The sequence below is a fragment of the Lysinibacillus sp. DFXJR4 genome, assembly GCF_057196045.1.
Window position 1 is genome coordinate 53,781 of record NZ_JBXUNW010000005.1, and the last position, 15,046, is coordinate 68,826.

The window sequence follows — 15,046 nt, forward strand, 5'->3', positions numbered from 1 at the left end:
AAGATGACAGATAATTGAAACATTTACTCTTTTCATCCGTACAAATAGATAAGAGGAGTTGAGATGAATGGAATGGAAACAATTACAAAATGAACAGGAAATCATACATGCACAATTAAGAAATGTTAGTAGGTTAAATGAGCAAAAACGATTAATTGAAAATCAACTTGAGCGTGCACAACAGGACATTTACAAACATTCTATAGCACTCAATCACATTCGAACGAAACTTGATAAATTAGAAGGCTTTTCGTTTATGAATATGATTCGTACGTGGACGGGGCAGCAAGATGAGCTACGAGCAGAGAGAATTGATAAAGCAGCCGTTCTTGAATTAAAAATAAATGAAGCAAAGAAAATGCAAGAAGATTTAACAATCGATTTAGCACAAGCTGAGTCAAAGCTTACTCAAATTAATGAACAACATTTACAAGAAGCTTTAAACAAGCTGAATGCTAAAAAGAAGGGCTACCTACAAATACATGAGCCAGAGCAAGCAAAAAAATTAGAGCAATTAGCCCATGAAGAAATAGTAACGAAGCAATTAATTATAGAAATGAAGGAGGCTGAAGAGGCTGGTGAAAATGCATTAACAATGCTTGGGCAAGCGGCTGCTTCTCTACATTCCGCTAATGGTTTTTCAACATGGGATACGTTTTTGGGAGGGGGACTTATTGCTACACATTTGAAGCATGATGCACTAAATCAGTCTGAAAATTATCTTCACGATGCTCAAATTGCTTTACAGCGATTTCATAATGAGCTTCTGGACATCCATGATTTATCAACGAAATCATTACATGTTGAAACAGATGGCTTTGTCAAATTTGCAGACTACTTCTTTGATGATATTTTCTCAGCCTGGTCAGTTCACTCCAAAATATCAACTGCTAGGGAGCAAGTGTCTCGTGTGCAAGATGATGTACATAATACAATTTGGCGTTTACAGGATAAGCATCATAAAGCGGTTGAATATCTTCAGTTACTTGAACGTGAAAAAGATGCTATCTTCCAACTATAAGAAGCTTGTGGAAAGGGATAAACTCCCTCTTTCACGAGCTTTTTATCTTCATTCAGCAAATGTTTTTTGTATCGAAAGCATAGTGGCAGATGTTTTATGCACGACAGCGGCAGCTACAGAAGACTCCCACATTTACAAATGGTGAGATGAATGCGGTTTTGTTTCCTTTTCAGTGGGTGTCCAAATACCTACTGAAATAGCGGAACTCAGTCTAAGAACGCCACGTCTTGTGGCAACGACTTAGTGACCAACATCATGTTGCTGTCGCTGCGTTAGCACTACGCTTTCGCACAAAAAACATCTGTTGGCCCAAAGCCTCTGGCGGATGTCACGGAATCGGAAAGGAGTTCTTTGTGCATGCACAAAGCCAATTCCGGACGCAATTATGCCGAGGCATAATTGATCTCCTTCCAAAAATTAGTCTCGAACTGCTAGTGAATTATTTCAACTCCTCTAACGTTGTGCTAAAATAATACATATACTATAACGTGGTAATACACGTAAACTAAGGGAGTCTTACAACATGACAAGTCGTTTAGTAGAAGAGTTTTTCGAGCTCGTACAAATTGATTCAGAAACAAAATATGAGCATTTGATTGCGCCGGTTTTAATCGACAAATTAACAGCGCTTGGTTTTACAGTAGAACAGGATGATGCCCATACACGAAATGGACATGGAGCAGGCAATATATTGGCTACTTTAAAAGGTTCTTTAGATGTTGAACCAATTTATTTTACTTCTCATATGGATACAGTTGTACCAGGTAAAGGGATTAAGCCATCTTTACGAGAGGATGGGTATATCGTGTCAGATGGTACTACAATTTTGGGCGCTGATGATAAAGCTGGGCTTGCAGCATTACTAGAAATGGTGAAACGTTTAAAAGAGCAGAATATTGAGCATGGAGATATTGAATTTATCATCACTGCGGGTGAAGAAAGTGGACTTGTTGGGGCTAAAGAGTTAGATTCATCCAAAATTAAAGCAAAATACGGCTTTGCAGTGGATAGTGATGGTAAAGTGGGTGGAATTGTTACAGCAGCACCATATCAGGCAAAAGTCTTCGCCAAAATTATTGGCAAAACTGCTCACGCTGGTGTAGCTCCAGAAAAAGGAGTATCAGCGATTACAGTGGCTGCAAAATGTATTGCACAGATGAAGCTAGGCCGTTTAGATGAAGAAACTACAGCAAATATTGGTCGTTTTGAGGGTGGTCAGGCTACGAATATTGTATGTGATGAAGTGAATATCCTTGCAGAGGCTCGTTCAATTGATAAAATGAAGCTCGATGCTCAAACGAAGCATATGCAGGAGACATTTGAACAAATCTCTGCATCACTTGGAGCACGTGCTGAAGTAGAAGTAAAGCTTATGTATCCAGGATTCCGAGTAACTGAAACAGATAAAGTCGTTCAAGTCGCAATGGCAGCAGCACGTAACATTGATCGCACACCGACCCTAGGGATTTCTGGAGGAGGTTCAGATGCAAATGTAATTGCAGGCTTTGGCATCCCTACAGTCAACCTTTCTGTTGGCTACGAAGATATTCATACAACAAATGAAAAAATCCCAGTAGAAGAATTAGAAAAATTAGCAGATTTACTAGTTGAAATTGTCAAAGAATCTGCAAAAAAATAACAGCAGAAATTGAAGGATGTGACCGCATGGAAAGTGTAAAAGCAGTAGTTTTTGCTTGTGGAACTGAAGAGTATGCAGTGCCTGTGGAACAAGCAATTTCAATTGAAAAATTAGAGCATGTAACACCGATTCCTCATTTACCTAATTATCTTCTAGGCTTCACAAGAATTCGTGGTGAGCTTATCCCAGTGCTTGATTTTGAACGTATTCTATATAATCGTTCTTCAAATGCTGTAACAGCACGTATTATAGTATTGAATACAGATGTTGTGAATTATGGATTACTTGTAACGGAAGCCCGTGAAATTCTAGATTTTGACACGTCTGTTTTACAGCAGATGGGACTTGTCAACTATTCAAAAACGCGTTATTTTACAGCAGTGGCAAACCTGGAAAATCGTATGATTACCTATGTGGACCCAAAAATACTAGTCAATTCACTAGAAGGAATTCGTGAAATTATTAATTACTTGCATAAAATGCTAGAAAATGAACAAGAAAACGTAGATGCTTGAAGGCTCTACGTTTTTTATTTTTAATAGTAAAAATAACCCGTTTGAATATGATTTTATTCCTCCTTATTAATGATTAGTATGCATTTTTCCTACAGACATTTTTATTTTTGCCATGTATGATAAGGAAAAGAAAACAACTGTAAAAGGCAAACTTGTCGAAAGAGAAGGACGCAAAGCCATGAGTCTAAACACTATTTTAGTGCATGATTGTCAGGTTACCAGGTTCTGTTCTAGGAGCTCTGGCAAATAGAATGGAGCTGTAAGACATGAAAAGTTGTTCCTTATTAACAGTAACTATTGTTATTTTTGTTACAATTGCCAGTACGTTTGGACTATCATTTGGAAAGGTAGACGCAGTGAACGTGGAAGATAAGGCTACTTGGTTATGGGATACTTCAAGGATTATTGAGGATGAGGCAGGAGTACTTTCGTTTTTAGAGAACAAGCAGGTAAACAAACTGTATTTACAGATTAATATGGATATAGTAAGTGCCGTCTATAAGCGTTTTATTAGTCATGCAACTGCAAGGGGTATCAAAATATATGCATTGGACGGAGCGCCAGATTGGGTATCTAAAGATGGCTATAAAATGCAGGATCAGTTGTTTGATTGGTTACATACATATAATAAAAATGCTGAAGTGACTGAGCGATTTTCAGGCGTTCATCTCGATATAGAGCCATACTTAAATAGTGGATGGAGCTATAATCAAACACAATCAATTGAATCCTATCAAGCACTTCTTACAAGAGCCAAAAAGGAAACCAAGCAATTACAATTACCTTTGGAAGCAGATATGCCGTTCTGGTTTGACGAAATTAAATACAACAATCAATTTGGAAAAGGATTACTTGCTGAATGGGTGATAAATCAAGTAGAGGGCGTTTCTATTATGGCTTATCGAAATACAGCAAAAGATATTATTAAAATTGTACAACATGAAGTAGCCTATGCCAAAAAAGTTAATAAATCCATTGTGATTAGTGTTGAAACAGGTGCATTAGATGATAATCAAAATATTACTTTTTATGATAATGGTGAAGCCTATATGAATAAGCAACTAGCACTTGTTCAACGTCACTATGCGAAAAAAACAAGCTATCAAGGGGTTGCCATTCATCATGTTGATAGTTGGATGAATATGCAGCCATAGTAGAGCAAAGTACACTTGATACTTATATTAATTATGCTAACAAACGTAGAGGGCTAGAACCTCCTTTCAAAGTTATTGGATTTAAAAGTAGATTTTGCGTTTAAACAGCTTTTTGGCAGTGAGCGCAACAAACATATAACTATAGTCTTTCTGAATGCCATTTTACAACGTACAGGTCGGGCAACTATTACAGAAGCAATGTTTTTAAATCAAGTGTTAGGTGGTGAATATCAAGACGATAAACAATCACGACTTGATATTGTAGTGAAAACGCAAGCAGGAGAGCTGATTAATATTGAAATGCAGCTTTCCACTCAGCAGGATATGTTTAAACGGTCGATGTTTTATTGGTCACGATTATTTACAACCCAGCTACAAAAAGGACTAGGGTATCATACACAACGCCCCACTATAACTATCAATATTTGCCATTTTACATTATTTGAAGAAATCGTCCATTATCATAGTACCTATCATTTATATGAGGATGCGTTACTTCAACGCTTAAGATCAAAAGACGATGTATTAGAAATTCACTTTATTGAAATGGACAAGTTTCTACATGCCTGGTTTAACCAAACATTAAACGCTCTGGACGATATTTTAGTTAGATGGTTATTATTACTTGGCATGGTAGATGCTCGTAAGCAAAAAACATATGATGATATTTATCTAGAATTGGAGGCATTAACAATGAAAGACGAAAACTTGCAACAAGCACTAAGTGCATGGGAAGAGTTAAGCCAAACACCTGAAACAATTATTGCCTACCAGTCTCGTTTAAAGTACATGATTGATGAAGTAGCTAAACTAGAGGATGCTAAATATCATGCACAACAAGAAGGAATAGAGAAAGGAATAGAGAAAGGAATTAAAGCGGTGGCAAAAAATATGATTGCATCAGGTTACGATAATGAACAAATTATGCAATTAACTAGCTTAACTGTAGAGGAAGTATTACAGTTAAGAACTGAAATCGAAGTTGAATGATGTAAAACACTAAGACTAAGAGCAAGGAGAAAGGTAGTCCTTTTAAAACCTAAGAAGATAATAAAACACCTCCAAATTTAGCTGGAGGTGTTTGACATTTTTTAAGAAAGTCGGCCACTATAGTCTTCAAATTTAAATTCACGAATGACTTTAATGCCCTCTTCATCATTGTAAGAAACGATTGAAGGTAAGTTGACGCCGTTAAACATATGGTTTTTCACCATTGAATAATGGGCCATATCTGTAAATACAAGACGGTCACCTGGTTTTAGTGGCTGCTCAAATGAATAATCGCCAATTACATCACCAGCAAGACATGTAAGTCCACCTAGGCGATATGTGTGGGCTAATTCATTCGCTTGACCAGAGCCAATAATCATTGGACGGTATGGCATTTCAAGTACGTCAGGCATATGACATGTTGCTGATGTATCTAGAATAGCAAGATCCATCCCATTTTCTTGGATATCAAGGACTGTAGCTACCAAATAACCAGTATTAAGGGCTACTGCTTCACCTGGCTCTAAATACACAAGCAGGTTATATTTTTCTTGCACATAATTAATGATATTCACAAGCTTCTCTACATCATAATCTTCACGTGTAATATGGTGGCCACCACCGAAGTTCAACCATTTCATTTGGTGTAAAACATCACCAAACTTTTCTTCTACTACTTCAATAATACGCTCTAACGTATCTGAATTTTGTTCACACATCGCATGGAAGTGTAAGCCATCGATGCCGTCAAGCTGGGATTTATCGAAGTTAGCCAAAGTTGTGCCAAGACGGGAATTCGTATAGCAAGGATCATAAAGAGCTGTTTCAATTTCAGAGTACTCAGGATTCACACGAATACCACATTCAATTGTTTTACCAGCAGATTTCACTTTATCCTTGAACTGAGCCCATTGGTTAAATGAGTTAAACACGATGTGATCCACATAGCCTAGAAGCTCGTCCATTTCATGCTCAATATAAGCAGGAGCATAAACGTGAACTTCTTTGCCCATTTTTTCATAGCCAAGACGTGCTTCATGCAGTGAGCTAGCTGTAATGCCTGCTAAATATTCCCCTACTAAAGGGAATGTTGAATGCATAGAAAAACCTTTAAGGGCTAGTAAAATGCGGCAGCCTGTACGATCTTGAATTGATTTTAAAAGCTCAAGATTTTGTGTTAATAATCGCTCATCCACTACATAAGAAGGGGATGGAACTTTTGAAAAATCAATTGGTTTCATCGGCTTAATTCCTTTGCATCTAAATCAAGGTCAAGTAATTCTGGGTTATGGCTTTCTTGCCATGGTAGACCCCATTTATTTAATGCATCCATGAATGGATCTGGATTGAAATCTTCTACATTCCAAACACCTGGTTTGCGCCATTCACCATTCATCACAAGCATTGCACCAATCATAGCTGGTACGCCAGTTGTATAAGAAATCGCTTGCGAACCAACTTCGTTATAACATTCTTGATGGTCACATACGTTGTATACATAGTACGTTTTTTCTTTGCCATCTTTAAGACCGCGAATAATACAACCGATATTTGTTTTACCTTTTGTACGTGGTCCAAGTGAAGCTGGATCTGGTAATACTGCTTTTAGGAAGTGGATTGGCTGAATCATTTGACCTTCAAATTCGATAGGTTCGATTGATGTCATGCCAACGTTTTCTAATACTTTTAAGTGTGTTAAGTATTTTTCAGAGAACGTCATCCAGAAGCGGATTTGTTTTAAACCTTTGATATTTTTCGCAAGTGATTCAAGCTCTTCATGGTATAGAAGGTAAATATCTTTTGGTCCGATTTCTGGTAAGTTATAAACCTCTTTTTTCTCAAGTGGTGCTGTTTCCACCCACTCGCCTTCTTTCCAGTAACGACCATTCGCTGTTATTTCACGAATGTTAATCTCTGGGTTGAAGTTTGTTGCGAAATGATAACCATGATCTCCTGCATTTGCATCCACGATATCGATATAGTGGATTTCATCAAATTCATGTTTTTGTGCATGAGCTGTAAAAACGCCTGTTACACCTGGATCAAAACCGCTACCAAGTAATGCAGTTAAGCCAGCTTTTTCAAACTTTTCTTTATAAGCCCATTGCCATTTATATTCAAATTTTGCCGTTTCAGGTGGCTCGTAGTTTGCAGTATCCACATAGTGCACACCTGTCGCTAAGCAAGCATCCATAATCGTTAAGTCCTGATAAGGTAGGGCAACGTTAATGACTACATCTGGTCCAAAAGCTTTAATAAGCTCAATAACCTCTTCTGTATTGTCTGCGTCTACCTGTGCAGTATGAATTTTTGTTTTTCCGCCATCTAGTTTTTCTTTTAGAGCGTCACATTTTGAAACAGTTCTACTTGCGATACAAATTTCCTCAAATACGTCCGAATTTTGAACACACTTGTGTACCACAACACTGGCAACTCCGCCAGCTCCGATAATCAATGCTTTACCCAATTGTCTACCCCCAAGTTCATAAAAGTATTGTCAAACAAGCTGATTATACAGAAATTTGATATAGTACTCAATCATTGTTTTAAAATTTTCTACAAAAAAATTTATTTTTCTACAACAATTGGACTTATTTTACGCCAATAAAGCTGAATGGTTCATCAATAACTAGAGGGGAATAGAAACACTAGTGATTGAAGTATTACTTTTTGAGTGAAAAGGAAGCACATGAAAAATTCCCTTTCCTACTAAAGCAGGAAGGGAAAAATTCAAATAGATTTTAATTATTGCTAAATTATTTTGAAAACCGATTTGAAATTTGTTTCTTTTCATCTCCCCACACATAGAAAAAGATCATGAGCAATGCACTTAAAAAAGCCATTACAAGGGCATAAGTACTGAGGGCAACATTCACTTGACTTTGTATAGCATAAATGAAAATAGCGCCTAGTGTTAATAAATTTCCAATAAAAAGCGATACAACATGAAAACGTCTATTCATAGCAAGCCCTCCTAAATGAAGATTTTATGCCCAATAGATGAAGATATAGCACTTCAATTATCTCATAATTCAGAACTTTATCCAATACTTTTTCCATTCTATTATTCATTAAAAGATGCTTTTTAAATACATCTTTTTATAGTATGATAGAAATAAAGTGAATATTCATAGATTTTTACTAGAAAGGGGAGATGATGAATCGTGAAATTACGAAATTCATTAACTTTTCAACTCGGAACGATCATTGCTGGTATCTTAGTGGTGATGCTAGGAATTACATCGTTCGCTACATACATAACGGCTTATAATAAATTATATGATGCAGCGGGAATAGAGGCATATGGATGTGCCAATATAACAACAGGCTTGATTCGCCCAGAAGATATGGAAAGAGCATTGCGTGGGGAGCAAGCAGCAAAAGAGAGTATTGGGAAGGATTTAAACTGGACAACAGGACACAAAGACATCTTTCAAACGCAATATATTTTAACACTAGATGGTACATTGCTAGCCTTAGATGATCATTTGGCAGAGAAGGGCTTTGCACCTGGAGATACATTTTACATGGACCAGGAGGCAATCCAATTATTACTTGAGAAAAAGCATCCAACATACTCCGAACCCTATACATATGGTGGAATGGAGCGATTATCAGGCTATGCACCAATTTTTAAGGATCATGACACAAGTAAAGAAATCATTGCCATCAGTGTCATTGATTTCGACGCTACTATTGTGAAGGAGCGAACTTGGGATGTTGTGCAGAGTGGTATTTTAATTAGTATTTTTCCAATGTTAATTGCTTCAATTATTACAGGCTTTTTAATTCGACGTAAAGTTAAGCCTATTACCTTACTAATTCATCAGGCCAAGCAAATAGCTAATGGTAATTTAGCGGTGGAGGAAATGAAGGTAAAAAGGAATGATGAAGTAGGAGATTTAGCAAGCACATTAGATCGTATGACTGTCAACTTACAAAATATGATTATGACGATGCGCACTACATCTATTACATTAGCCACAAATGCTGATGAAACCGCTAACACATTAAATGATATGTCAAATACGATTCAAGGCGTCGCGCACAATATCTATGAAGTTACGGCGACAGTAACAGATGGTCTGCATCATGCAGAAAATGCAACAGATGTACTTACATCCTTAGCAGAAGATTTACAAACTATAAAAGTGAAAGCAGATACAAGTGTTGAAACCACAAGAGGAACAATGAAAATTGCCGCACAAGGAGAGCAACTTGCTAAGGATATAAATAATGACATGACTTTAATCCGTAAAGGCTCTGATATGGTCAGTAACACGGTTAGTAATCTAGTCACTTCAGCAACGCGAGTTCAGGCTATTACCACATCCATTGCTGGGATTGCTGAACAAACCAATTTACTGGCTTTGAATGCCTCCATTGAAGCAGCAAGAGCAGGAGAACATGGCAAGGGCTTTGCAGTGGTAGCAGAGGAAGTTCGAAAACTTGCTGAGCAATCGAATCAAGAAGTATTAAAGGTTGACCAGCTAATACAGGAAATTATGGGACATATTCAGCAGGTTACTTCTTCGACGCAAGATAATACAAAATATATTGAAAAGGGAACAAAGACGGTTCGTTTAACTGCTCAATCATTAGGAAATATTTCAGCAGCGGTTTCACATACAGTGGAAGAAATTATTGAGATATCACATGCTATGACTTTGGAGGCAGAGAAATCAGATCATGTTGTTCAGATGATTCAACAATTAACGCAATCCATTCAAGAGATTAAGGAAACATTGAATGCGATTACAGCGGCAGCCCAGCAAACAACAGCAAGTATTGATGAGGTAGCGTATAGCTCAAATGAAACGAATCAAATGGCACATACACTTGAACAACATGTAAAGTCGTTCAAATTAAAAGAATGTTAAACGTTATTAAATATTTACCCTTGTAATACATGATATACGCTCCTTTTCTCTCGAGAAGATGGTAAACTACCAATAAAACGTTTCTTTTGGTGAAGGTGAGGGTTTTAATAGTGATCAAACAGTTTGATGAGCGTGTCCAACAGATTAATGAACTATTTGTAAATGGGAGCGTGAAGGAAAGCTATCAGTTAGCCAAAAATATTGTAACTGATAATGCATTCACAGAGCATACGGCATTTGCTACGATTCAGCAACATGTTGCTTTATTGGAGGCGAATGGCTATGCGAATATGCCTATTCCTACTGGTGAAAAGCTGAAGCAAAATATGGAACGAGCAGATGGCTCCTATCCAGAGCGTGATGTCCTTTCGGCTTATACGGGAAGCCAGGATGATGAGCAGTTTGGTAAAGTGGTGGATGAATTGCTAGCTGGGCCCATTGAGGCACAGGCGAATGCTTACTATATAATGGCTGAATATTTTGTTTTGGCGAAAGAGCATGATAAGGCAAATATTCAATACGCAGAAGCCATCAAACTACAACCAAATAAAGCACTTTACTGGGGGGCTTTTGCCCAATTTCTGAATCGCAGTGAGGGCAGTCCATATTTAGCCCTTCGTCTTATTGAAGAAGCAATTCAGTTAGATAGCATGAACCCACGCTGGTATTATATTCAAGGTAATATTTTTTTCCAGCTTGTTGCAGCTACAAAAAATTTAAGCTATTTGCCTGCCTTAGAGGATGCATGGGAAAAGGCTAAAAAGCGTTGCTCTGCTAAGCAGGTAATGTTAAAGATGGACATTGCGAAATCCACTGATATTCTTACTCAATGGAAAAAGCAAATGCTTTAAGGAAAAATGGCATCTTTCACCTGAGAGATGCCTTTTCACACCAAAAAGATTACGACTAAGTATTATTTATTTCTAGCTATATCGGGCTTGTTTAAATTTTCATTTTCAAAGAACACATCACAGCTATTTGTTTGTTTTGAATGCTAGTGCTCTCCGTGATTGTGTCAAGCTCCTTTACAGCTTGCTGTATAACCTCTTTTTTCTGTTAATACAGTCCCTTGCTTTTCTTGTTCTTCTATAAAAAATTTAGTAGCACTGGCATGTCCTGGGTACGATAAAAAAGAAACTCCTTATCAAACATACATATAATCCCCAATCTCACACTTTTCACTTTCCTATGAAGAAAACCAGATTGCATTAAAATATTCATCATCGGCATCTTGATCACATAGCTGATTTCCGTTCAGGTGAGAGAGAAAGTGGCTCAGTCAACGGCATTATCCGCTCGGGTGAAGGAGAAAGTCGCTCAGTCAACAGCACTATCCGCTCAGGTAAGGGAGAAAGTCGCTCAGTCAACAGCATTATCCGCTCGGGTGAGGGAGAAGGTCGCTCAGGTAACGGCACTATCCGCTCAGTCCACGGGCATTATTCATTATTTACTACTTAAAATCTTTCTTCCTGTAAAGCTGTCACAAAGCCAGAAATGGATACAAATGAATAATCTTCTTTTGTTTAATTTTCAGGATGAGAACAGTAACTCAAGCCTATTAGGGTCATCAATAATAGCATTCTTTTCCATTCAAACAGACCTCCTACGTATAGTTTAATCTGATGAAATCAGCTTGAAATTGTGGCATAGCAATATAAATAAGTCACTTCAAAACTGTACAGGTTCAATATGGATTTTGGTGGGAGAAACCTTTATTGGTAGATATATTACTTTATTGGGGGTAATGTGAAATATAGTTTTTATTTTCAATATTATTCTATAAAGTTGAATAATTATTAATAATCCCTTTCAATGTCGTATTTTTATGCTATAATCAAACAAACGGACGTATGAAGCTTATTTTATAGCATGAAAGAAGTGTTTGTTTGAGTTTATATGTAGCATATGTATTGGTAGGACTTGCGATTGCCATGCCAGTTGGGGCCATTACCGTGGAAATGACAAAGCAGGGTTTAAAGAATGGCTTTATCCATGGTTGGGCAGTAGGACTTGGTGGCATGACGATTGACATAGTATTAGTATTTGCATTGTATATGGGATTAGCCTCGATTTTAGCAATGCCAATTATTCAAATTCCAATGTGGATAATAGGGGCAGGCTTTTTATTCTTCTTAGGGCTGGATTCAATTAAAAATGCGGACCATGATATTACGCTAGCAGGAGAGAAAGTAACAAAATCGTTTTTTACTTCTTATCGTAATGGACTACTAGTAGCCATTTCGCCTGGAAATCTCGTATTTTGGGTGAATGTTTTCGGTGTGGTTCTAGCCAAATCATATGGTGAAGGTGAATCAACCAGCTTTTTAGTCATTGCAGCAGGTGTTCTGAGTGGTATATTATTGCATGATATTGGCTTAATGGCCATTGTTTCTGTGACTCGAAAAGCGATGAATCGTAAGGTCATTAAGACTCTTACAATGGCAGCAGGTGTCTTATTAATTGGCTTTGCTGGATATTTTATCTATGAATTTATTCAAGCTATAAAGGTCTATATATGAAAAAAAGTGCGATTTACAAGATCGCACTTTTTATTTTTGTTTGTAGACGTTAATTAGTTAAGCGGAAACCTCTGTACGCTCCTTGATGCAAGCGATAATTTCCTCAGCTACTTGGTGTGCTAAGGTAAGCTCCGAAGTAAAGCCTACACAAGAGCAATTCATCTCACCTAAAACATAGCAATCTTCTCCTGCTGCATCAGTATCTAACATAAAATCAGCCGTCCATATTAATGGCAAATCATAACCACCAAGCAGGCTAGTGACAAGAGGTAGCTGTGTTAAGAAGTTTTGTACCAGCTCTTCCCAGTCCTCTGGAGAATCGTAGCGGTACTTGGCACCAGAAAATAATGTTGCGCTAAAGGCATCCTCAGAATCTGCTGGCTTTTTATGTACAACGTGTACGGGTTTATCACGTAACATAAATAAGCGAATTTCCCCCTCTGTAATACGTGGCAGGAAGCGCATATCGATAAGCATGCCATTTGCTCCTGTAATGTACTGCTCGCAAAATATCATAAAATCACTAAGCTTCCAATATTCCACATGATTATCCTTGGCTTCCGTACATTTAATTTGAGCATCAAGTGGTACCTCTGAGACTCCTTCTGCAAGAGTTTCCACCAATTTTACTCGCCAAATTCCTTCTCCTGTTGAACCACGATTTTGCTTTAAAACGCGTTCTGTAATAGCCAGAGAGGTAGGAAATTGGGCTTTAAAGGCTTCAATTGTATAATAGGCAAATGTATCATCAGGCACTAAATTGGTAGAGGACAATTTTGATAAGACATCTTTCGAGCCATAGCCAATCATGGCATCAGGGTGCGGCATTCCGATGACACCAGCATTACATAGGTCTCGTAACATTGCAAAGTATTCTTCCTCATGCTGTAAATTTCCAGGATTAATACGTGATACATAAGCGATTCCATTTTCTTTCACGTAATTAAATATCTCTTCTTTTCTTGTCACATCAAAGAAAATAACCTCCGCATTTTGACCACGTTGCTTTAATGCATCCACCATTGGCATTGTATCTTTCCTATAGCCATCTGGTCCCTTATCTGAACCACCACGAACCTCAAAAAATATAACTTTTTTATCCATAAAAATACCTCCTTAGTATGATGATAGTTTCAGTATAATAGACTGAAAGGGATAAAAGATATATAAAATATGTAAATTTTGTGTATTAATTTAAATTTTATCCCACATAAACAGCCAATAAAGATGCTCTATCATACTTAAGTGAAGCAGTATGCAGCTTGTGTTCCTTGAAATCTATATTTTAGTCACCATTATTTTGTAATGGTTGTTGCTTTTTTGGGAAAACAGTGAGATATAAAATCATACAAAGAATCAGCATTGTTCCGAGCAACTGAAAACCTCCAAAGTTAATTTTGAGCCATAATACGCTTGTCATAACAGCTGTTAAAGGTTCTAAACTGCCAAGTAAGCTTGTTTCTTTCGGCGTTAAATAATGTAGGCTAGCAATATAAAACCAGAAGGCTAACATCGTTCCAAAAATAACAATAAACAAAAAATACGCAATGGTTGACAATGCCCAATTAGACATGTTAATTTGCCACGGTTGATGAAATAGACTCATCACAATACCACCAATAACCATCGACCACCCTACCACTAGCAATGAATGAAATTGCTGTAAAAGCGGAACAGCATATAGCGTATAAAAAGCTGCAGAGAGACCAGATAAAATGCCCCAAAACACTGCCATACCGGGAACAGAGAGGGTTGAAAAGGAGCCGTTTGTAAGTAATAAAAAAGTACCAACCAACGTCAGTGTGACAGCAATACCATCCTGCCTTGTTAATTGACTATGCTTTGTTATTAGATAATAGCCCATAATAAAAAGTGGAGCTAAGTATTGAAGTAATGTAGCAACAGCTGAGTTACCGATTGAAATCGACATCATATACGTATATTGAACCGCAAGCATACCTAGTAAACTAAATAATATTTGTCTGAAGGCATTGTGCTTTGTACGAAACATAACAAAAATTGAATTATTCCAATGTGTTATTTTATAAACCCCAATTAATAATAGACCTGCTATAAGAAGGCGACTTGAAACAAGCCATCCTACTTCGATATTTTCCTGCTGAAAAAGCTTTTGCGCAACAGTCCCGCCAATACCCCAAAAGCTTGCCCCCAGAATGACGAGAATAAAACCAAAAGTACGTTTGTTAAGTTGTGTTTGATTCATTTTGAAACATCTCCTAAACTATCAATATAAAGAAATTATAAGGACTTATAGGTGTAATAAATATCGATTTAATGGTTAAAAATATCAATATATTGAGGTGAATT

The 15,046-nt window shown here is 37.2% G+C and carries 14 protein-coding genes and 1 riboswitch; of the genes, 9 read left to right on the forward strand and 5 right to left on the reverse strand.

The features are described 5' to 3' along the window. Positions 1–67 precede the first annotated feature (67 nt). From AC2CGN_RS12930 to AC2CGN_RS12950, 5 genes are all read left to right on the forward strand, one after another. Positions 68–1,021 carry a hypothetical protein gene (locus tag AC2CGN_RS12930; protein ID WP_429982244.1) on the forward strand — a complete coding sequence of 318 codons (954 nt, stop codon included), beginning with the start codon at positions 68–70 and terminating at the stop codon, positions 1,019–1,021. A 523-nt stretch (positions 1,022–1,544) separates the two neighbouring features. Beyond that, positions 1,545–2,660: a M20/M25/M40 family metallo-hydrolase gene (locus AC2CGN_RS12935; RefSeq protein ID WP_484514224.1), complete on the forward strand. Its 1,116-nt coding sequence runs from the start codon at positions 1,545–1,547 to the stop codon at positions 2,658–2,660. A 26-nt stretch (positions 2,661–2,686) separates the two neighbouring features. After that, complete coding sequence (locus tag AC2CGN_RS12940; RefSeq protein WP_054771658.1) at positions 2,687–3,175, forward strand: chemotaxis protein CheW; 489 nt, start codon at positions 2,687–2,689, stop codon at positions 3,173–3,175. A gap of 135 nt (positions 3,176–3,310) precedes the next feature. Then, a riboswitch (cyclic di-GMP riboswitch) is annotated at positions 3,311–3,398 on the forward strand. 43 nt (positions 3,399–3,441) lie between these two features. Further along, complete coding sequence (locus AC2CGN_RS12945) at positions 3,442–4,329, forward strand: amidase (protein WP_484514226.1); 888 nt, start codon at positions 3,442–3,444, stop codon at positions 4,327–4,329. A gap of 75 nt (positions 4,330–4,404) precedes the next feature. After that, a complete protein-coding gene (locus AC2CGN_RS12950) occupies positions 4,405–5,319 on the forward strand; it encodes an Rpn family recombination-promoting nuclease/putative transposase (protein WP_484514228.1) in 915 nt (304 codons plus the stop codon). 101 nt (positions 5,320–5,420) lie between these two features. Here the strand turns inward: AC2CGN_RS12950 and nspC are convergent, their stop codons facing one another. The 3 genes from nspC to AC2CGN_RS12965 all read right to left on the reverse strand — a co-directional run bounded on the left by nspC (position 5,421) and on the right by AC2CGN_RS12965 (position 8,282). Further along, entirely contained in the window at positions 5,421–6,560 is a 1,140-nt protein-coding gene (gene nspC / locus AC2CGN_RS12955) for a carboxynorspermidine decarboxylase (protein WP_286925925.1), read from the reverse strand. Then, positions 6,557–7,786 carry a saccharopine dehydrogenase family protein gene (locus AC2CGN_RS12960; protein WP_484514230.1) on the reverse strand — a complete coding sequence of 410 codons (1,230 nt, stop codon included), beginning with the start codon at positions 7,784–7,786 and terminating at the stop codon, positions 6,557–6,559. Before AC2CGN_RS12960 ends, nspC begins: the two co-directional genes overlap by 4 nt. 289 nt (positions 7,787–8,075) lie before the next feature. Continuing rightward, positions 8,076–8,282: a hypothetical protein gene (locus AC2CGN_RS12965; RefSeq protein ID WP_429982239.1), complete on the reverse strand. Its 207-nt coding sequence runs from the start codon at positions 8,280–8,282 to the stop codon at positions 8,076–8,078. Between the two features lie 201 nt (positions 8,283–8,483). On the opposite strand from AC2CGN_RS12965, the gene AC2CGN_RS12970 reads away from it, so the two are divergent. From AC2CGN_RS12970 to AC2CGN_RS12985, 4 genes are all read left to right on the forward strand, one after another. After that, a complete protein-coding gene (locus AC2CGN_RS12970; RefSeq protein WP_484514232.1) occupies positions 8,484–10,199 on the forward strand; it encodes a methyl-accepting chemotaxis protein in 1,716 nt (571 codons plus the stop codon). Between the two features lie 110 nt (positions 10,200–10,309). Then, positions 10,310–11,050: a tetratricopeptide repeat protein gene (locus AC2CGN_RS12975; RefSeq protein WP_484514234.1), complete on the forward strand. Its 741-nt coding sequence runs from the start codon at positions 10,310–10,312 to the stop codon at positions 11,048–11,050. A gap of 419 nt (positions 11,051–11,469) precedes the next feature. Beyond that, entirely contained in the window at positions 11,470–11,817 is a 348-nt protein-coding gene (locus AC2CGN_RS12980) for a hypothetical protein (protein ID WP_484514236.1), read from the forward strand. A gap of 268 nt (positions 11,818–12,085) precedes the next feature. Next, positions 12,086–12,718 (forward strand): LysE family transporter, encoded by a 633-nt coding sequence (locus AC2CGN_RS12985; RefSeq protein ID WP_286924243.1) that lies wholly within the window; start codon positions 12,086–12,088, stop codon positions 12,716–12,718. Between the two features lie 57 nt (positions 12,719–12,775). Here the strand turns inward: AC2CGN_RS12985 and AC2CGN_RS12990 are convergent, their stop codons facing one another. Together AC2CGN_RS12990 and AC2CGN_RS12995 are read right to left on the reverse strand one after the other, a co-directional pair. Next, positions 12,776–13,822 (reverse strand): Cj0069 family protein, encoded by a 1,047-nt coding sequence (locus tag AC2CGN_RS12990; protein ID WP_484514239.1) that lies wholly within the window; start codon positions 13,820–13,822, stop codon positions 12,776–12,778. A 181-nt stretch (positions 13,823–14,003) separates the two neighbouring features. Continuing rightward, positions 14,004–14,942, reverse strand: a complete 939-nt coding sequence (locus AC2CGN_RS12995; RefSeq protein WP_286924245.1) for an EamA family transporter — start codon at positions 14,940–14,942, stop codon at positions 14,004–14,006. Between the last annotated feature and the right edge of the window lie 104 nt (positions 14,943–15,046).